The sequence below is a fragment of the Streptomyces apocyni genome (assembly GCF_009739465.1).
Taxonomy (GTDB): Bacteria; Actinomycetota; Actinomycetes; order Streptomycetales; family Streptomycetaceae; genus Streptomyces; species Streptomyces apocyni.
Genome location: NZ_WHOM01000078.1, coordinates 531571 through 550284, shown reverse-complemented (window position 1 = coordinate 550284; position 18714 = coordinate 531571). Strand labels below are relative to the sequence as shown.

Below are 18714 nucleotides of genomic sequence, written 5' to 3'. Positions count from 1 at the left end.
CAGACCGCGCACCCTGAGGTAATGAACACCAACCAGAGCGAGGAAACCGCTCACGAAAGGCGGACCGTCAAGGTCTCGAAGTACCTCTCCAAACACCTGCGGCACCGCCCCGAGCGGATCGGTCTGACCCTCGACAGCGGCGGCTGGGTCGACATCGACACCCTTGTCGCGGCCGCGGCCGCGCACGGCTTCCCGTTCACCCGCGCCGAACTGGACCGCGCGGTGGCCGAGAACGACAAACAGCGGTTCGCGATCGACGGCGACCGCATCCGTGCCAGCCAGGGCCACACCGTCGCGGTCGAGCTGGGCCTGCCGCCGAGCGAGCCGCCCGCGTACCTCTACCACGGCACCGTGGCCCGCAACCTGGACGCGATCCGTGCCGAGGGCCTGCGCCCCATGGCCCGCCACGACGTCCACCTCTCCGCGGACCGCGACACCGCGACCCGCGTCGGCGCCCGCCGCGGCCGCCCCGTCGTCCTGTCCGTGGACGCCGGAGCAATGCACCGCGACGGCCACGAGTTCCGCCTCAGCGCCAACGGCGTCTGGCTCACCAGCGCCGTCCCCACGGCCTATCTGCGCCTGCCGGACTGAGCGGACCGCCGCCTTGGCAGGATGGTGCGCCATGGAACACCTGACCAGCACCGAGGCCGTCGTCCGCGCCATACGCGAGATCGCCGACGGCTACGACCGGGAGTGCCTCGTCACCCATGACATCGGCGCCGACCAGACCTCGCGCCGTACCACCGCGGGCATCGGCGCCACCACCGACCCGGACGGCTCACTCCCGCACGAGGCCTACCTGGAACTCAGCGGCTCCCCGGCCGTCGAGGTACGGGTCTTCCCCGAGGAGGACGTCACGATCAGCGTCGACGCGGTCGAGTTCCAGGACGTCCCGCGCGACGACGTCCCCTCGTTCCTGCACGCGGTGTACGGCGGCCTCGCCCACGTCAAGGGCCGCTTCTTCCCGCCCGGCTGGCGCCTGGTCGTGCCGCTGCCCGGCGACCGTACGTACAAGGAGCACATCCCCGGCCTGTACCTCACCCCCTGGCTGAGCGGCCGGGTGCGCTGACGCGAGGCGGCCTCCGCGACGGGGTGACTCGGTCGATGGTCGATCAGCGCAGCTGCGCGAGCGCCTCGGTCGCGATCTTCTCGAAAGCGGCCTGGTCGGTGGCGAAGTCCGAGTCCGGGATCGGAGCGTGCAGGGCGATCTCGGTGAAGCCGAGCTCCGCGTGCTTACCCGCGAAGTCCACGAAGGCATCGAGGGATTCCAGGGGCCCGTTGCGGTCCGGCGTGAAGCCCGTCAGAAGGACCTTGTCCAGCTCAGCCACGTCCCGGCCGATCTCCGCACACGCCGCGGCGAGCTTCTCGATCTGTCCCCGGAGCGCCGCGCGCGACTGCTCGGGCGTGCCTGCCTCGAAAAGCTTCGGGTCGCCCGTGGTGACCCACGCCTGCCCGTGCCGGGCCGCGAGCTTCAGACCACGCGGGCCGGTGGCCGCGACGGCGAAGGGCAGCCTCGGCCGCTGTACGCACCCGGGGATGTTCCGCGCCTCGGTCGCCGAGTAGAAGGTCCCCTCGTACGTCACCGAGTCCTCGGTCAGCAGCCGGTCGAGCAGCGGCAAGAACTCCCCGAACCGGTCAGCACGCTCACGGGGCGTCCAGGGCTCCTCGTCTCCCTTGAGCAGCGTCGCGGCATCGAAACCGTTGCCGCCCGCACCAATGCCGAGCGTGATCCGCCCGCCGGAGATGTCGTCGAGCGAGATGAGTTCCTTGGCGAGCGTCACGGGGTGCCGGAAGTTGGGTGACGTGACGAGCGTCCCCAGGCGGAGCCGCTCGGTGGCCGCCGCGGCGGCGGTCAGCGTGGGCACCGCGCCGAACCACGGCCCGTCGCGGAAGGTCCGCCAGGACAGGTGGTCGTACGTGTACGCCGTGTGGAAACCCAGCTCCTCGGCACGCTGCCACTGGTCACGGCCACCTTCGTGCCAGCGACGTACGGGAAGGATCACGGTGCTCAGGCGCAGACTCATGTCTCAGAGCTTACGGCGATACGCCGACGTCCAGGCTGACACGGTGGGCATCCAGCAAGACGGCCTCTCGGTGCGCCCGTCCGCGCCCCATGACATCCCCCGTCCCTCCAGACAGCTCAGGTGGGGTGGGACGGCGGGCCGGTCAAAGCCCGATCATCTGGGCTTTGTTGCCGCACAGCCGGGTCATGTCGTCGACGTCTGAGGTGAGGATGGCGACCGGTCCTGGCTGGCGCAGGGCCGCTTCCGCGACGGTGGCGTCGATCGCGTACTTGTGCCCGCGCAGTCCGGCGTCCTTGAGTAGGTGTGCCGCGGCCTTGGCCGCTTGCTCCGTGACCGGCTCCACCTTGACCCGAGAGAGGGCCCATCGCAGCCGGGGCAGGTTCACCCGGGAGTGGCTCACCTCCACGATGGTGTTGGCGCTGACGACGAGATCGGATCCCATCTCGTGGAACACCTGGAACATCGCCAGAATCTTCCGGTCCTGGGCGACCCAGGCCGACAGCCCCTCGCTGTCCAGGACGACGGTCTCGATGTGCCCGCTCATGCGGCGCTCGCGTCACCCGCGGCCTGCGTCGTACCGAAGATCCGCGCTCGGGCCTCGCTCAGCTCCTCCTCGGTGAACGCCCCGTGCTCGTCTGTGTGGCTGCGCAGGTCGGCTCCGAGGAGCTGGTGCCGGATCTGTCGGGCGACCGCGTCGGCCACGTAGCCGGAGACGTTGTCCGTGAGCTTCTTCAGCTCCGCCACCTGGTCGGTGGGGAGCGTCACCGTGATGCGCGTGGTGTCAGCCATGAGAGCAAGCATATCGCGGTATGCGCGTTGCGTGCTCTCTGTTCGTTTCGCCGGGCCCAGTGGCGGTATGCCTCGATCCAGTGCGAAGCCTCTGGGGCGGGGTCGGGCAGCGGCAGGTCCAGAACGCCGATGTTCTGCCGGACCGCTCCCCGAGTACAGCGGGCGACCACGCGCCCGTCCCTGGTCAGATCGATACCGATCACATCCACCTCGACGCCGGGAACAGTGGTGGTGAACGGTACGGCCAGGTTCTCCTCGGTCATCGTGAAGTGCCGGTGAGCTGCTCCCCGCCTCTGCGTTCTGGGCCCATTTCCGGCAGTGAAGGCTAGGCCCGAACTTGCCAGTGGGTGACAGTGCTTGGTGGAGTTCAGTGATGGGCGGGCCACGGAGGAGGCCCTCCGAAAGCGGTAAGGCGGTCGGGAGTGGCACGGGTCGTTGCACGAGAGCCGGGTATGGGCAGGAGCGCGCCGCCGCTGGCCACACAGGAGGGGGCCGCCTTCTCGAGAGGGCTGCTCGAAGGCGCCTGGGCGGCAGTGTTCCTGCCCGGCGCGCCCGCCCGCCTCGGGCGGATGCTGCTGTGGAAACCCGCCGGAGCGGCCGCCGGGAACGGCGTGGCACCTACAGGCATCGGAACCGAGTCAGTGGAGTTGGTGCTGCCGCACGGCCGCTCGGTCAGGCGGCGCAGGGTGGAGGGTTACGCGCTCCCTGTCGCCGTGGCCGTTGCCGCTCTCGCCGGGGCCAAGGCGCCGCATCCCTCCGCCGCCGCGTGGCAGACCGCCGCCCGCTTCGCGCTGCGGCTACTCGCCGACGGCCGTCTCCACCCGGGCCTCACCCCCGTCGGCTACGACAGTTGGCAGGCGGGCCCCTTCACCGCCGCTCAGCGCCAGACGCTGGACGCCCTCGCCGCGGCTTTTCCGCCCCACGCCCACTGCCTGCCCGAGCCCGGACCACCCCCGCTGCGGATCGCCGAACCGGCCGCGCTGATAGGCCGGTTCTGCGACGCAGTCGCGGACGACCTGGTCCGTACCCCGGCCGCTCCGCTCGCCATGGGTGTGCTGCCGTACGCCTGGCGGGAGGCGCGGGCGGTACCCGTGCTGCGTGAGTGGGCCGAGGAGACCGCCGCCGCGTTCACCACCGAGGTTGGCGTCTCGCTACGCGTCGACGCACCCGAGGGGCGGCGCCGGCAGTTCCGGGCCAGCCTGCAGCTGCACACCGCGGCGGACCCTGCGCTCGTCATCGAGGCCAGCCGACTGTGGAGCGAGCCGACCGAGATGACGCGGCTGCTCGGCCCGCGGGCCGAGACCGAGACGCTGCTCGCACTGCGCCGCGGTGCCCGCGCCTGGCCCCCTCTTGAGCGTCTCCTTAGGGACGCCACGCCCGGTCAGCTCCGGCTGACCGACGACGAAGCCTTCGACCTGCTGGGGGACGCCACCGACACACTGCGCGCGGCCGGTATCGACGTGCACTGGCCGCGCGAACTGGTCAAGGCGCTCACCGCGACCGCTCAGATCGAGCAGCGCACCGCCCCCGGGTCCGCGGTGGGAGGGCTCCTCGACACCGATGCCCTGCTCGACTTCCGCTGGCGGATCTCACTCGGCGGTGAGCCGCTCACCGAGGCCGAGCTGGACGCCCTCGCCGAAGCCCGCCGCCCCCTAGTCCGGCTGCGCGACCAATGGGTGGTCGCCGACCCGAAGCTGGTGGCCCGCGCGAAGCGCCGACGGATGGAACCGCTCACCCCGATGGAGGCGCTGAGCGCCGCGCTGACCGGCGAGGTGGAGCAGGACGGCGGGACGGTGCCCTGCGAGGCGGTCGGCGCGCTCGGCGACCTGGTCGCCCGGATTCGTGATCCTGAAGCCCGCTCTCCCCTAGCGCAGCCCGCCGCGCTCCAGGCCACGCTCCGCGATTACCAGAAGCGGGGCCTCGCCTGGCTGGCCGAGATGTGCGAGCTCGGCCTCGGCGGCTGCCTCGCCGACGACATGGGCCTGGGCAAGACCATCACCCTGATCGCCCTGCACCTGCACCGCCAGGCCGCCCCCGCCACCGCGGGCCCCACCCTCGTGGTCTGCCCCGCCTCGCTGCTCGGCAACTGGCAGCGCGAAACCGAAAGGTTCGCGCCGCACATCCCCGTACGCCGCTACCACGGCGGCGACCGCCACCTCAAGGACCTGGCCGACGACGAGATCGTCCTGGTTACCTACGGCGTGCTGCGCCGCGACCGCGAAGTGCTCGCCGGTACCGCCTGGTCGCTCGTGGCCGCCGACGAGGCCCAGCACGTCAAGAACCCCTACGCCGTCACCGCCCGCGAACTGCGGGCCCTGCCCGCCCGCGCCCGCGTCGCGCTGACCGGCACCCCCGTGGAGAACAACCTCTCCGAACTGTGGGCGCTCCTGGATTGGACCACGCCCAGGCTTCTCGGCCCGCTCACCGCCTTCCGCGACCGGCACGCCCGCGTCATCGAGTCGGGTGAGGACGTGGAGGCCACAGTGGCCGCCGAGCGCCTGTCCCGGCTCGTACGTCCCTTCCTGCTGCGCCGCAAGAAGTCCGACCCGGGCATCGCGCCCGAACTGCCGGCCAAGACCGAGACCGACCACGTCGTCTCACTGACCGCCGAGCAGACCAGCCTGTACGAAGCGGTGGTCCGCGAAACGATGGCGAAGATCGCGGAATCCGAGGGAATCGCCCGGCGCGGTCTGGTCCTGAAGCTGCTCACCTCCCTCAAACAGATCTGCAACCACCCGGCCCAGTTCCTGAAAGAGCACAGCCCGCGCCAGTCCACGCCGCTGCGCGGCCGCTCCGGCAAGCTCGACCTGCTTGACGAACTCATCGACACCATCACCGCCGAGGGCGAGTCGGTGCTGGTCTTCACCCAGTACAAGCAGATGGCGACCCTCTTGGAGAAGCACCTCGCCGAGCGCGGCACCCCGGCTCTCTTCCTGCATGGCGGCACTCCCGTCGCGCGGCGCGAGGACATGGTGGAGCGCTTTCAGCGCGGTGAAGTGCCGGTGTTCCTGCTGTCGTTGAAGGCAGCGGGCACCGGACTCAACCTCACCCGCGCAACTCACGTCGTGCACTACGACCGCTGGTGGAACCCGGCCGTCGAGGACCAGGCCACCGACCGCGCCTACCGCATCGGCCAGGACAAGCCCGTCCAGGTGCACAGACTCCTCGCGGAGGGAACGGTCGAGGACAAGGTGGCGCAGATGCTCGCGGCCAAGCGTGCGCTCGCCGACGCCGTCGTCGGCTCCGGTGAGGCCGCCCTGACCGAACTGTCCGACGCGGACCTCGCCGAACTCGTCGCCCTGGGAAGGCGGTCATGAGCCCCTCGCTCCCCGGCCAGCGCCGTATGCCCGCCCGCGGCAAGCGCTCCTTCGCCGCCACCTGGTGGGGCCAGGCATGGGTGGCAGCCCTGGAGGACTCCACCCTTGACGCTGGGCGGCTGTCCCGCGGACGCACCTACGCCCGCAAAGGCCTGGTCGGCCCCACCTTCGTCTCCCCGGGCCAGGTCAAAGCCACCGTCCAGGGCAGCCGCCCACGCCCGTACCGCTCATCGGTGCACCTGCCCGTCCTCACCGACACCCAGTGGGACGTCCTCCTCGACACGATCGCGGCCCGAGCCGGGCACCTCGCCGCACTCCTCGACGACGAGATGCCCGCCGAACTCGTCGACGACGCCCGCCAGGCAGGCGTCCCCCTCCTCCCGCAGCCCACCGAACTCGACCCGGACTGCTCCTGCCCCGACTGGGGATACCCCTGCAAGCATGCCGCCGCGCTCTGCTACGCCATCGCCGCCACCATCGACGCCGACCCGTTCGTACTCTTCGCACTACGCGGGCGCGGCCGCGAGGAGGTCTTCGCCCAGCTGCGCGGCCGCCGTACGGCACCCCGGCAGACCGCCGCTCCACCCGCCCCGACCGGCATTCCGGCAGCCGCCGCGTACTCCCGCTGGGCCGAGCACGCCCCTGTGCTGCCCGAACTCCCGGAACCAGCCGCCCACACAGCCGCGCTGCCCGTGGCCCCACCACCCGGCACCGGCGTGGCCACCCCGGACCTGGAGCACCTCATGGCCGACGTCGCGACCCGCGCCGCGCGGATTCTCGGGGGCGACACCACCAGCCTGCACCTGTCCCAGCACCAGGACGCGGTCCGCATCGCCGCGAGCAGTCCCGGACCCGAGTGGTTCCACCACCTGATCCAGAACAGCGGTACCAAACCGACCGCGTTCGCCCGTCTCACCCGTGCCTGGCGCCACGGCGGCCCCACCGGCATCACCGTCGCCGAGCAGGCCCACACCCCCGACCCGACGATGATGACGGCCGCCCGTACCGCCCTGGCCGAGGCCCTCGCCGATATGACCGCCGCCCCCGCCCCTCTCCGGGCCTGGCGCAACCGCCTCACCCTCACCAGCCACGGCATCCAACTGCGCCTGGGCCCCGACACCCGCTGGTACCCCTACCGCAGGGAGGACGACGGCGAATGGTGGCCCGCCGCACCGGCCGACACCGACCCGGTCGCCGCGCTCACCTCCGTCTGGCAGCAGAACGGGGAGTAACGCGTACGCGGGCCCCGTCAACCAGCTCCCTCAGCCGACAAGTTCACGTCGGTCAAGCTTTTTTCACCTATCGCAGCCTGATCCGTCGAAAATACCGTCTCGGTTGCGTGCCGGAATCCCCACATGCATGGGCCCGCCGATCGCTGGCCCGTATCTTCAGCGGTCGACGGAGGGGGCGAGAACTGTATGCGCGCGGAGGCAGCCGAGTCGGCCTGGGGACGCGAAGGGCTGAGCCGCCACAGCCCGACTACCCGCTGTTCGCCGAGGGCCCCGTCCGGCGAGCAGCGGACTACTGGGCGTTCCTGGGCCCTCCCGTGTGACTTGCTACGCCCGGCTGTCTTGCCCTCTCAACGTGGCGGCAGCCGAGGCGGAGCGACACGATCTGGACGACGTGGGCTGCTTTCCTTTGCTGTGCCGGGTCGAGAATCGGCACCGCCGTGTGGGCGCCGGCCCGGTACCAGACAACAGGCGGCGGTTCCGCGCACGAAGTCGAAGCTGCTGAATAGACCGCAACCATCACCACCAAGGAGCCGGCATTGAGCGAAGAGACCACCAGCACCATGCCACCCATGCCTGCGATGCCCGGTACTCCTCCGAGCGTTCCCAGCGCTTCCCGGGTGAGCCGTTGGCGGTCCGTGGCTATCGCGTTGACAGTCATCAACGCCGTCACTCTTGGAGGTGCTGGGTATCTCGCTTATCAGCTGCAGCAAAAGGACAGTGTGCGAAGCGAGGAGGTCCGAGCGGCCTCCAAGGAAGGTGCCCAGGACGCGTACCCCGACGCGGTCCCGGCCGCTGAGAAGCCGAGTGCGAGTGCGAGCCCATCCCCTACTGCTTCGTACACGACGGTCTACAACGACGGGAACGAGCCGTTCGATCCTGCTTGCGCTGGCGGTATCGCGGACGGCCTGATTGACGCGCAGGGCCGTAGGTTCGACGAGATCGACGCTCTGTACTCGGTGCGGGGCAACGAGGGCATCTGCAGTGGTGAGGAGCTGCAGCCGGGGTTCACGCGAAAGGTTCTGTACGTGTACCGGGTTCCGGATAGCGCCAAGCCCGCGATGTGGTCGTTCTCCAACAGTGAGACGTTCGACGACCAGAGCACGCTGGTCAGGCTGCGCTAGTCCAGCCCGCCCCCGCGAGTCCGTGCGGGGGCGCACCCCACCACCAAGGGCCCATCCTGATGCGCCTTCACCTCGCCCGGCCACCGAAGTCATTGGCCCCGACGTGTAGGTAGACCCCCTGGCTCCCTTCCTGGGCCTCACGTGCCGGTCCCGCTACCTGCACTGACCATCGAGGAGAACCCGTTGAGCACCCTCAGCCCGTGCCGCCCAGGTGACCCCAGCCGGATGGGCCCGTATCGGATCGTTGGCCGTCTCGGCACCGGTGGCATGGGTACCGTCTACGCCGGACTCGCCAAAGGTGGCGCCCGTGTCGCCCTGAAGGTGATCCACCCCGAGTACGCGCAGGACCCGGAGTTCCGGGCCCGGTTCCTCCGCGAAGTGGAGCTGTCGGCCCGCGTCCAGGGCCCGTCTCTGCTGCGGCTGGTCGGCGCGGACCCGCACGCGGCCCAGCCGTGGCTGGCGACCGAATACGCTCCCGGGCCTACCCTCGGCGCCCACATCGCCGCCCATGGCCCGCTGCAGGGCGTCAACCTGTATGCCCTGGCGGCCGGCACCGCTCAGGCGCTCGCGGCGATCCACGACGAGGGTGTGGTGCACCGGGACATCAAGCCAGCGAACGTCATCCTCGCCCCCGCAGGGCCGCGCGTGTTGGACTTCGGCATCGCCCATGCCTTCGAGGGGACCTCGGTGACGCGTACAGGGGTGATGATCGGCACCCCGGGCTGGATCAGCCCCGAGCAATACCAGGGCGCCCCGGCAGGCTACGAGGCGGACGTGTTCACCTGGGGTGCGCTGGTCGCCTATGCCGCCACCGGCCGCCCGCCATTCGGCACCGGAGCCCCCGACGTTATTGCGCTTCGCATCATGAGCGATCCGCCGGACCTCGGAGGGATGCCAGAGGATCTGCGGGGTCTTGTGCAGATGGCGATGCGCAAGGACGTCGCCGCCCGGCCAAGCGCAGCGCTGCTCGCGAAGGCTGGCGCCACACTACTGGGCTCCCAGGCAACGCAGGTCATTGCCGGAGACGGGCTGGAGCCGACCCGAGTTCCCGATGCCATGACGGCGGTGTGGGACATGCCTGCCGTGGAGGGCCTGTCGTGGGACCACCCGTCGAACTTCCGTGAGCGGTTGGCGATCGTCACGATCAGCGGGGTCCTGCTCGCCGCCATCGCTATCGGCGTGAGCATCGCACTCGCAGACGGCGACAAGACCGCTCAGAGTGCCCGCACCTCCGTCACGCCTACCCCCACTGCGGAGCCGAGCCAGAGCGAGAGCGTCGGGGAAGTGCCGGAGTTCGACGTGACGCCCTCTCCCGAGCCCGTTGCTCCTGAGTCGCCCATCGACAGCCCAGATAGCGACACCTTCTACGAGCACGAAACCGGAGAGCCGACCCCGAACAGTCTCAAGCGAGCCATGGTTCCCAGTACGGACAAGGCGGAGATCCGCGTTGCTGGCACGGCCGTCCATGAGGTGTTCCGTGAGTACAGGGGCAACGCCCGCGTCCAGCACCCCGATTATGAGAGCAGCAGGTGGATCTCCGCAGGGTTCGACCGCGACCGGAGGCTGATGTGGGTATGGGCGGACAAGCCCGAGTGGGATCAGGAGGCAGGAAGAACCTGGGCCCTGACGGCCATTGAAGCCACCTGCCAAGTCCTGCAAGACGAGAAAGCTGCAAACCCCGGATGGAGGTACTCCCAGTATGCGGTGGGCGTACTCGACGATGATGGCCACCTCGGCGAAACCATGTTCTATTGGGACAGCGCCACAAGTGCGGACTGCAGCGACGCCTGGGCCAACTGGGCCAACTGACCACGTCCCCGTGATCCCGGCCCGCTGGACGAAACGCGGCTCTGGCTCTGCTGCCGCCAGTGGGATCACGAACTTCGTGAAGCCCATCTCCTGGTGGCGGCCGGCGAAGTCGACGAATGTGTCCAGGGAGCCGAGGATCGTGTTGTGCTGAGGTGAAGCCGGTCAGCAGGTCTTGGCGAGCTCCGTCGCGTCCCGGCCGGTCTCCGCGCACGCCTTGCCGAGCTTCTCGATCTGCCCGCGCAGGGCCTCCACCGACTGCTCCAGCGTCCCCGCCTCATACAGCTCGGGCCGCTCGTCGTCACCGATGCCTGCCCGTACCTGGCGGCCAGCTTCAGCCCGCGCGGCCCGGTCGCCGCCACCGCGAACGGTAGCCGGGGCCGCTACAAGCAGCCCGGGAGGTTCCGGGACTCCTCGGCCGAGTAGAAGGTTCCCCCGCTCGGTCACCGCGCCCTCGGTGAGCAGCCGGTCCAGCAGCGGCACGAACTCGGCGAATCGGTCCGCCCGCTCGTTCGGCGTCCGCACCTCCTGGCCGAGTTCGGTGGCGTCGAAGCCGTTGCCGTCGGCGCCGATGCCAAGCGTGATCCGGCCGCCGGGGATGTCGTAGAGCGAGATCAGCTCCTTGGCCAACGTCACGAGTGCCTGAAACTAGGCGACGTGACGTGAGTGCCCAGTCGGAGGCGGTTCGTGGCCGTGGCTGCAGAAGTGACGGTCGGCAGGGCACCGAATCAAGGGCCGTCTCGGAAGCTGCGCCAGGACAGGCGGTCGTAGGCGTACGCGGCGTGGAGACCGAGCTCCTCGGCCCTATGCCACTTGGCGCGGCCACCCTCGCGCTCTGGAGCGTGATGGTCTCACCGCCCGACGAGGGCTTCCCAAGCTGCGGCGATCCGAGCCGCGCCTGGCCCGACGCCCGCGGGTGCCCCCCTCTCCAGGACAGCGACGGCGCATGGCGGCCCGCTACACAGGCCGACATCGACCCGGCCATCGCGCGTTGCGCTCACCGCAGTCTGGCGGCAGAACGGGGAATGACACAGACAGTCTCGAAGAGGGCACAAGTTCACGTCACACAACTTCCACCACCCGGTGACGCTCGCCAAGGGGCGGCGAACAGCGCGTCAATCGTCTGGCCAAAGCTGGCAGTTGCCGCCAAGCCCAAGCTACGCTCACGCACGCACAACCCCACAAACAAACACAGATGACCCCGGCGGTGCTACCAACACCCCGGGGCCTGACACCGAAGGAAGAGACCCTTCAATGCGCATCAATCGTAGCGCGCGCACGCGCTGCTTCACCGTCCTGGGCAACGAAGTCCTACGGGACCGCCGCCTCAGCTTCACCGCCCGTGGCCTCCTCGCGTACATGCTGTCCCTTCCGGACGGCGCCCGAGAGGACGTCCGTACCCTCGCCGACAAGAACCCCGGCCTCGGCCGCCGGGGCATCGCCAAGGCGCTCGACGAGCTGATCGAGTACGGCTACTACGTCCGCCGTACGGCGAGAGACCAGGACAGCGGCCAGGTCCGCACCGAAACCCACGTCTTCGACACCCCGCACACCGCCGCAGGCGCGGCACCGCTTCCCGCATCGGCGGGAACCGGCGAGGCGGGTTCCGGGAAGACGGGAGCGTCCCCCCAGGAGGAAAAGAACCCGGAGAAAGAACCCACCCACCCCGCGCCCGTACCGGAAGCCACAGGGCGCGGCGCCGCGCTGCTGGCCCGCCTGGGCAGGGCCGAACCGAAGCTGACACTGAGCGCCGCCGACGCGCTCGCCCTGGCCCCGCTGGCCACGCCATGGCTGCGGGCGGGGGTGTCCGAGCTGGAAGCCCGCGCACTCCTCACCGCCGGACTGCCCCCGGTAGTGCACAGCGCACGCGCACTCCTCGCCAACCGCCTGGTACGCAAGCTGCCAGCACCACGTACCCAGCGGGACTCTGCCGCACCAGCAGCACCACCGGCAGAGTGCGCAGAATGCCGCGCCCCCTTGCCAGGCGGCCAGCAGACCGGCATCTGCGCGGCCTGCGCCGTCCGCGCCGGAGCGTCAGCACCCCCTGCCAGCCAGGCGGCACCGGCCGTGGACGCGGTAGCCGAACGCGTGGCGGCACTCCGCGCAGTGCTGCGTGCCCGACCGACGGCCGCCATGGGCCAAGCCTGAGCGGCCGACCCACCGCCCTGGCAACGGCGACCGCCCACCCCAAGGCCCCCAAGGCCCCTGGTGCGCCCCTACCGAGCCTCGCGCCGGGCGGTCTTCCACACCTCTGCCAGTCGACGACCCTCCGCACACGGCAGCGGCTCGGTACGGCATGCCGTGCACTCCACGGAGTGGTCGAGGTAGACCCGGTAGGCGGTCTGCGCACGGGTGTGCGCGGCCGTGGCGGCGATGCGCTGGATCTGGCCGGGCCCGCTCCCGCTGTTCACCGCCGCCTCCGGTGCCGTCGGGTGTGGTTGCGGATCTCGACATTGCAGTCCGTCACCGCCGAGCGGTCACCGCGCCCATCAGCGTTGGCACGCTGCTCGGCCAGGGCGGTGCAGACGTCACAACCAGGTTCGGGCTCGGGCCAGTCGAGTGGGAGGTCAAGCGTGATGGGCTGATCCATGGTCGCCATCCGGACACACCTTCCGGTGAGGTAGCCCGCCTGGTCTGGATGTGCGGCATCGCGCGGGCGGAGGCATGGGACTGCCGCTGGTCACGACGCTAGGGAGGTGATGTGCGACGCAGCCAGCGATGTGCGGAAGTTTGCGAAGCCGCTTCTCGTCCCGAGAGTTGACGGCTTTGCACCCTTGACCGAGCCCTTCTGGCGCGGGACGGTGACGCAAAGAACTGCAACCCGTGGTCGATGGAGGCTGACATGCCACTACGGTTCATCGGGATCGACCCCGACACGAAGACAGGCGACTCCCCGACCGTATGGGTCGACCAGGACAAACAAGAACTCGTCGTCCAAGGATGGAAGCCGGGCCCACAACTCGAAGCTGAATGCGCCGCGTTCGAGGCGCCGGGTCACGCCGTCGGCATCCCGGACGACGAGGCCGTCATCCGAATCCCCGCCAGGATGGTGCACATGATCAGGGAGGCGTGCGATGTCCTTGAGCGTACCGACGCTCGCTGAACTTATGGACGGCTGCACCCGGTCCGCCGTGCACCTTGAGATGCGCGACCACTACGGAGTTGCAGCAGAGGCGGCTGACTTCCGGGCGTGGCTAGAGACGGGCCGCCTCGACACCGATCCAGACTCGCCGGGCTGGGCGCCCTGGGTCGCCCTCGTCTCTCGCACGGTGGCGCGCGGCGTCGCGGTGCGGCGCGCCCGCATCGTGTCCGAGCCCGTTTCCGACTACATCCACTACGAGCATGCCTCCACCGTCGTCAATGTGAACGCCGGTGAAGAGGTGCGATGGCTGCCCCGTAGGCGAGCGTCCGGCATCGCGCTGCCGGGCAACGACTTCTGGCTGTTCGACGACCGGACCATCCGGTGGGGCTACTTCTCCGGCGACGGCGCCCTCGTCGGCCACGAAGTCTCCGAAGACCCCGCAGCCGCGAAGCTGTGCACAGAGGCCTTCGACACAGTCTGGGCCCGTGCCGTCCCGCACAGCCAGTACGAGATCCACTGACCAGGAAGCACCGGCAGCCAGCTCATGTCCGTCTCTCCGTCATCATCTGCCCAGGCGGCGCGTGAATCCGTCGCCCATCGGCTGCGTGACCTGCGCAAGGAAGCCGGGCTGACAATCAAGGAGCTTGCCCGCCAGTGCGGCTGGCATTACTCGAAAACCTCCCGTGTCGAGAATGCCCTCACTGGCCCCACGGCGACGGACATCCGGAAGTGGTGCGCGGCCGCAGGCGCCGGGGACCAGGCGCGGGATCTGATCGTTCAGTCCCTCAACGCCGAGTCGATGTACCGGGAATGGCGCCACCAGGTACGCAACGGCCTCAAGCAGTTGCAGCACAGCCTCGTGCGGCTTTACCGCGAGACCGAACTCCTCCGCGTGTACTCCTCCATGCTTGTGCCAGGACTGCTGCAGACCGAGGGGTATGCGGCGGCCGTGCTGCGCACAGCCGCACGTTTCCGAGAGCTCCCGGTCGACGACAGCCTGGAGGCGGCCAGGGCCCGGATCGAACGGTCTCGGGTGGTCCATGAGCCGGGGCATCGCTTCGTGTTCGTGATTGAGGAATCCGTGCTGCACTACCAGATGGCTGATGTGGATGCGATGGCTGCCCAGCTCGGCAATCTGCTCAGCGCGGGCGCATTGCCAGCGGTGTCGCTCGGCATCATCCCGGCGGCGACGCGCGAGCGGACACATTGGCCGGAGGAGACGTTCAGCGTGTACGACGACAAGCTCGTCTCGGTCGAGCTGGTCTCCGCGGAGGTGAAGGTAACGCAGCCGTCGGAGATTGCCCTGTACCTGAAGGCGTTTGAGCAGCTGCGCGGCATGGCGGTGTACGGGGCCGACGCGCGGGCCCTGATCGTCAAGGCGATCGACGCGCTGCGCTGACCCCAGGCCGCTCGTTCGCGGCGCCTCAGTCGAGACAGAACTCGTTGCCCTCAATGTCCTGCATCGTGATGCAGGACTCATTGAAGCCATCGGCACGCTGGACCAGCACGCACACCGCGCCCAGCGCGACCAGACGTGCGCATTCGGCCTCGAGCGTGGCGAGCCGCTCTTCGCCCACGAGCCCGGCCCCGGCCCGCACGTCCAGGTGGACCCGATTCTTGGCGACCTTGCCCTCGGGGACGCGCTGGAAGAACAGTCGCGGGCCGACACCCGAGGGATCAACGCAAGCGAACGCTGAGCCCTGTTGCTCGGGCGGCAGCGAGCGGTCGAAATCGCCCCAGCTGGCAAACCCCTCCGGCGGCGGCGGTACGACGTACCCCAACACCTCACACCAGAAGCGAGCCAGACGCTCGGGGTCCGCACAGTCGAAGGTGACCTGGAACTGCTTGATCGACGCCATCGCTTCACCATACTCATGTGCGGGAAGTGGGGCCCATGAGTGGTGTGTGGGCGCCGGGCTGGCGCCCCAGCCCGGACCGGCCCGTTCCTGACCAACGTGCCTCGCTGCCCGTACGGGAACGGGGATCAGCCGTAGAGCTTGTTCAGCGCGGTGCGGGTGGTGCCCTTGAAGTCCTTGATCGGGGCGTCCTTGAGCCAGCCCATCTGCCCCCATTCGATGAAGGTCACGGTCCGTCCGGTGCTCCCCACGGAGAACAGGTGGATGTCCTTCGTACCGACTTCGCGGTGGTTGGTGTCCAGGCTGTACACGTACGCTCCGGCCTTCACCCGGACCTTTCCGTGCGTGCGGCTGGTCGCGTCCCACTCCGGGGACTCCTGCTCAATACGCTCACCGCAGCTGAGCAGCGCGCGGCGCAGCTTGGTGACGAGCGCGAAAGCCTCGGCCCTGCTCGCCGTGACGGTGGTGACCTGCTGGCCGCCCGTGTCCAGCTCCGTACGGAATTCGCGGTGCCGGGTGCCCTGGGCCGGGATGACACCCTCGGCGCAGAGGACCCCGTACTCCGGCAGCCCGTCGGTGACCGGGTCGGCCGTCCACGGGGTGGACGACGGCGGCATCTCGTGCGCGGAGAGGAACGCGGGCTCCGGGGTGGTGGTGGTCGTGGTCGTGGCCGGGGTCGCGTGGGCCGTGCTCAGCGGTACGGCGACGGCCAGGGCGAGGCAGAGTGCGGCGCCGGAGGCCGTGAGCGAGGTGCGGAATGCGATCATGGCGATATCCCTCGATACGTGGTCGTTGGAGACGTTGAGGATGTTGAGGACGTTGAAGACACCGACCAGACTCGGGAGTTGACCGGGGGAGCGCAAGCGATCGGGAAGCGTGGGCCGGGGTGGAACGATTCCACCCCCACTGACGTGGACGTACGTGAGCGGGGTGGAACAGGTCCGGGGCAGTGACAGGGGGCGGGACGGATGGCCAGAGCACGCGAACCCGAGGTCGAGGAGTTCGCGGAGCGGGTGCGCGCGCTCAAAGACCGTTCCGGCCGCAGTTACGGAGCACTCGCGCGACGGCTGAACATCAGCGCGTCGACGCTGTACCGCTACGCGTCGGGGGAGGCGGTACCGGCGGAGTTCACGCCGGTCGAGCGGCTGGCCCGGCTGTGTGGCGTCTCGGCCGATGAACGGGTGCGCCTCCAGCGGCTGTGGATTCTCGCGGACGCGGTCCGCCGCCCCTCGTCCACGGCGACGCGCGGTGCGCACACGGCACCCGCACCCGCACCCGCGTCGGCGTCGGCGTCGGCGTCGGCGTCGGAGACACCGGAGGCACCGGAGACCGTCGAGACCGCGGAGACCCCTGAGTTCCCCGAGGCCCCCGACACCCCGGACCAGGACTCCGCGGCACCGACGGAGCACGCCGAGCAGACATCGCCTGCCCCATACGCCCTGCCCGCCCCTCCCGCCCCGTACGCGCCAGAGCCGTCCGCCGGCCGACAGCGGACGCCCACCCCCTTCCGCGCGCGCCGCCGCTGGGCCGCACTCGCCGCCGCCGTCGTCACCGCCGCGGTCGGCATCGGCATCGGGCTGGGCACCCTGGCCGCCTCCAATCCCGGGTCCGAGTCCGGGTCCAGGTCCGGGTCCAGCACCGCACCAGGGGCAGGTCCCGGGTCAAAGGCAGCGGCAGGGGAAGGAACTGAGGCAGAGGCAGAGGCAGAGACCGAGCCCGGGGCTGGGCCTGGGACCGAGACAGGTACCGAGGCAGGGGGCAGAACAGGGACCGAGGCTGGGCCCGAGCCTGGAGCTGAGGCAGGGACCAAAGGCGGGGCGGAGACCCCGCCGACCAGAAACCAGGGATCCCCCACAGACGTCGCCACCCCCGAAGTGCCGTTCACCTGGACCGCGAAGCCCGACCTCAGGCCGGACGGATGCGGCCACACCTTCCTGGCCGACCGCGATCCAGCCGACGTCCCCGCGCCCCCGACGCAGGCCCCCGCGCGCTGGGTGAGCTCCCAGAGCGCGGTGCAGGGCGCGTTCACCCAGCTGCGTGTCACGGTCCAAGGCGCGTCGCCGGACCGTGCGGTGGTGCTCGAAGCTCTGCGCGTACGGGTCACGCAGCGCGCCGCGCCCCTCGAGTGGAACGTCTACACGACGACCGGCGGCTGCGGCGGCGCGCTCACGCCCCGCCGCTTCGACGTGAACCTCGACAAGCCCCGCCCTCGCGCCCGCCCGGTCGCGGGCTTCGACGGCGAGGCCCAGCGGGAGATCCCCGCGGTGTCGTTCCCGTACACGGTGACCTCCGATGACCCCGAAGTGCTGCTGGTGCAGGCGAGTACGGCCACCTGCGACTGCCGTTGGAGCCTGGAACTGGAGTGGAGCGCCGAAGGCCGGTCGGGCACGGTCGAGATCACCGACGAGAACGGCCAGCCGTTCCGCACCAGTGGCATCAAGGACCGCCCGTTCTTCGGGTACGACGACGCCACCGGCCGCTGGCTCGCCCAGGAGCAAGGCTGAGCGTCACCGCCCACGCCGCCGCATCAAATGTGCGCCCTCCCGCACGCACGAGAGGCATATGCGGCACGATAAGGAAGTGACTGAGCAAACCGGCCGCCCCGGACACCCCCACCAGGTCCCCACCCCCTCGCCCTCCCCGACGCGACTGATCGCCACGGACCTGGACGGCACCCTGCTGCGCGACGACAAATCGGTGTCCGAGCGGACGATCGCCGCACTCGGCGCCGCCGAAGAGGCCGGAATCGAGGTCTTCTTCGTCACCGGCCGCCCGGCCCGCTGGATGGACGTCGTCAGCGACCACGTACACGGCCACGGCCTGGCGATCTGCGGCAACGGCGCCGCCGTGGTCGATCTGCACGGCGGCCCCGGCACCCACCGCTTCGTCAAGCTCCGCCCCCTGGAGCGCGCGACCGCGCTCGGCGTCATCGACGTCCTGCGCACCGCCGCCCCCGGCTCCTCGTTCGCCGTGGAACGCACCGGCGGCATTCACCACGAGCTCGGCTACCCGCCGATGTTCCTCGACCCCGCCGTGACCATCGCCCCGGCAGAGAAGCTGCTCGCGGAGCACTCCGACGTCGCCGACCAGCCGATACTCAAGATCCTCGCCCACCACGCCGAGCTGTCCCCGGACGCCTTCCTCACGCTGGCCCGTATCGCCGTCGGCGACCGCGCGTCGGTCACCCGCTCCAGCCCGACCGCGCTCCTGGAGATCAGCGCGCCGGGTGTCTCCAAGGCGAGCACCCTCGCGCTGTGCTGCGCCGAGCGCGGCATCTCCGCGGAGGAGGTCGTGGCCTTCGGCGATATGCCGAACGACGTGGAGATGCTGACCTGGGCGGGCACCTCGTACGCCATGGGCAACGCGCACGAGGACGTGATCGCCGCGGCCTCGGGCAGAACCGTCGCCAACAACGAGGACGGTGTCGCGGTGATCATCGAGCAGATCCTCCGGCAGCAGGCCCGCTAGCGCTCTGCGCAGAGCGCTA

At 70.0% G+C, this 18714-nt stretch carries 20 protein-coding genes; 12 read left to right on the top strand and 8 right to left on the bottom strand.

Annotated features, from left to right (window positions below):
- Positions 1–21: 21 nt before the first annotated feature.
- Together GCN81_RS31110 and GCN81_RS31105 are read left to right on the top strand one after the other, a co-directional pair.
- Entirely contained in the window at positions 22–591 is a 570-nt protein-coding gene (locus tag GCN81_RS31110) for an RNA 2'-phosphotransferase (RefSeq protein WP_156727871.1), read from the top strand.
- Between the two features lie 31 nt (positions 592–622).
- Entirely contained in the window at positions 623–1069 is a 447-nt protein-coding gene (locus tag GCN81_RS31105) for a hypothetical protein (RefSeq protein WP_156727870.1), read from the top strand.
- A 43-nt stretch (positions 1070–1112) separates the two neighbouring features.
- Here the strand turns inward: GCN81_RS31105 and GCN81_RS31100 are convergent, their stop codons facing one another.
- The 3 genes from GCN81_RS31100 to GCN81_RS31090 form a co-directional block, all read right to left on the bottom strand.
- Positions 1113–2024: an LLM class flavin-dependent oxidoreductase gene (locus GCN81_RS31100; RefSeq protein ID WP_156727869.1), complete on the bottom strand. Its 912-nt coding sequence runs from the start codon at positions 2022–2024 to the stop codon at positions 1113–1115.
- A gap of 142 nt (positions 2025–2166) precedes the next feature.
- Positions 2167–2568 (bottom strand): DNA-binding protein, encoded by a 402-nt coding sequence (locus GCN81_RS31095; protein ID WP_156727868.1) that lies wholly within the window; start codon positions 2566–2568, stop codon positions 2167–2169.
- The gene (locus GCN81_RS31090) at positions 2565–2813 is read right to left on the bottom strand and encodes a hypothetical protein (protein ID WP_156727867.1); all 249 of its coding nucleotides are present in this window, start codon (positions 2811–2813) and stop codon (positions 2565–2567) included. Before GCN81_RS31090 ends, GCN81_RS31095 begins: the two co-directional genes overlap by 4 nt.
- 452 nt (positions 2814–3265) lie before the next feature.
- Between GCN81_RS31090 and GCN81_RS31085 the strand changes: the two genes are divergently transcribed.
- The 4 genes from GCN81_RS31085 (at position 3266) to GCN81_RS31070 (ending at position 10292) form a co-directional block, all read left to right on the top strand.
- A complete protein-coding gene (locus tag GCN81_RS31085; protein WP_156727866.1) occupies positions 3266–6130 on the top strand; it encodes a DEAD/DEAH box helicase in 2865 nt (954 codons plus the stop codon).
- A complete protein-coding gene (locus GCN81_RS31080) occupies positions 6127–7362 on the top strand; it encodes an SWIM zinc finger family protein (RefSeq protein ID WP_156727865.1) in 1236 nt (411 codons plus the stop codon). The genes GCN81_RS31085 and GCN81_RS31080 overlap by 4 nt, the downstream gene beginning before the upstream one ends.
- Before the next feature lie 719 nt (positions 7363–8081).
- Positions 8082–8483 carry a hypothetical protein gene (locus GCN81_RS31075; protein WP_156727864.1) on the top strand — a complete coding sequence of 134 codons (402 nt, stop codon included), beginning with the start codon at positions 8082–8084 and terminating at the stop codon, positions 8481–8483.
- 183 nt (positions 8484–8666) lie between these two features.
- Positions 8667–10292 (top strand): serine/threonine-protein kinase, encoded by a 1626-nt coding sequence (locus GCN81_RS31070; RefSeq protein ID WP_231627089.1) that lies wholly within the window; start codon positions 8667–8669, stop codon positions 10290–10292.
- A gap of 162 nt (positions 10293–10454) precedes the next feature.
- Here the strand turns inward: GCN81_RS31070 and GCN81_RS31065 are convergent, their stop codons facing one another.
- Entirely contained in the window at positions 10455–10925 is a 471-nt protein-coding gene (locus tag GCN81_RS31065; RefSeq protein WP_156727863.1) for an LLM class flavin-dependent oxidoreductase, read from the bottom strand.
- A 618-nt stretch (positions 10926–11543) separates the two neighbouring features.
- Between GCN81_RS31065 and GCN81_RS31060 the strand changes: the two genes are divergently transcribed.
- Positions 11544–12437, top strand: coding sequence for a helix-turn-helix domain-containing protein (locus GCN81_RS31060; RefSeq protein ID WP_156727862.1), 894 nt, complete (start codon positions 11544–11546; stop codon positions 12435–12437).
- Between the two features lie 68 nt (positions 12438–12505).
- Here GCN81_RS31060 and GCN81_RS31055 read toward each other — a convergent pair whose 3' ends face one another.
- On the bottom strand, positions 12506–12700 hold the full coding sequence (locus tag GCN81_RS31055; RefSeq protein WP_156727861.1) for a hypothetical protein: 195 nt from the start codon (positions 12698–12700) through the stop codon (positions 12506–12508).
- The gene (locus tag GCN81_RS31050) at positions 12697–12888 is read right to left on the bottom strand and encodes a hypothetical protein (RefSeq protein WP_156727860.1); all 192 of its coding nucleotides are present in this window, start codon (positions 12886–12888) and stop codon (positions 12697–12699) included. The genes GCN81_RS31055 and GCN81_RS31050 overlap by 4 nt, the downstream gene beginning before the upstream one ends.
- A gap of 243 nt (positions 12889–13131) precedes the next feature.
- Between GCN81_RS31050 and GCN81_RS31045 the strand changes: the two genes are divergently transcribed.
- From GCN81_RS31045 to GCN81_RS31035, 3 genes are read left to right on the top strand one after another with little or no spacing between them, the layout of a single operon-like run.
- Positions 13132–13392 (top strand): hypothetical protein, encoded by a 261-nt coding sequence (locus GCN81_RS31045; protein WP_156727859.1) that lies wholly within the window; start codon positions 13132–13134, stop codon positions 13390–13392.
- Complete coding sequence (locus tag GCN81_RS31040; RefSeq protein WP_156727858.1) at positions 13364–13891, top strand: DUF6879 family protein; 528 nt, start codon at positions 13364–13366, stop codon at positions 13889–13891. The genes GCN81_RS31045 and GCN81_RS31040 overlap by 29 nt, the downstream gene beginning before the upstream one ends.
- 24 nt (positions 13892–13915) lie before the next feature.
- Positions 13916–14770 carry a helix-turn-helix domain-containing protein gene (locus GCN81_RS31035; protein WP_156727857.1) on the top strand — a complete coding sequence of 285 codons (855 nt, stop codon included), beginning with the start codon at positions 13916–13918 and terminating at the stop codon, positions 14768–14770.
- Between the two features lie 25 nt (positions 14771–14795).
- On the opposite strand, the gene GCN81_RS31030 is transcribed toward GCN81_RS31035, so the two are convergent.
- Complete coding sequence (locus GCN81_RS31030; RefSeq protein ID WP_156727856.1) at positions 14796–15230, bottom strand: VOC family protein; 435 nt, start codon at positions 15228–15230, stop codon at positions 14796–14798.
- Between the two features lie 125 nt (positions 15231–15355).
- On the bottom strand, positions 15356–15994 hold the full coding sequence (locus GCN81_RS31025) for a hypothetical protein (RefSeq protein WP_156728014.1): 639 nt from the start codon (positions 15992–15994) through the stop codon (positions 15356–15358).
- Positions 15995–16195: 201 nt separating this feature from the next.
- Here GCN81_RS31025 and GCN81_RS31020 point away from each other — a divergent pair, with 201 nt between their 5' ends.
- Positions 16196–17731: a helix-turn-helix domain-containing protein gene (locus tag GCN81_RS31020; RefSeq protein WP_156727855.1), complete on the top strand. Its 1536-nt coding sequence runs from the start codon at positions 16196–16198 to the stop codon at positions 17729–17731.
- Between the two features lie 58 nt (positions 17732–17789).
- Positions 17790–18695 carry a Cof-type HAD-IIB family hydrolase gene (locus tag GCN81_RS31015; RefSeq protein ID WP_156727854.1) on the top strand — a complete coding sequence of 302 codons (906 nt, stop codon included), beginning with the start codon at positions 17790–17792 and terminating at the stop codon, positions 18693–18695.
- The last annotated feature ends 19 nt before the right edge of the window (positions 18696–18714 follow it).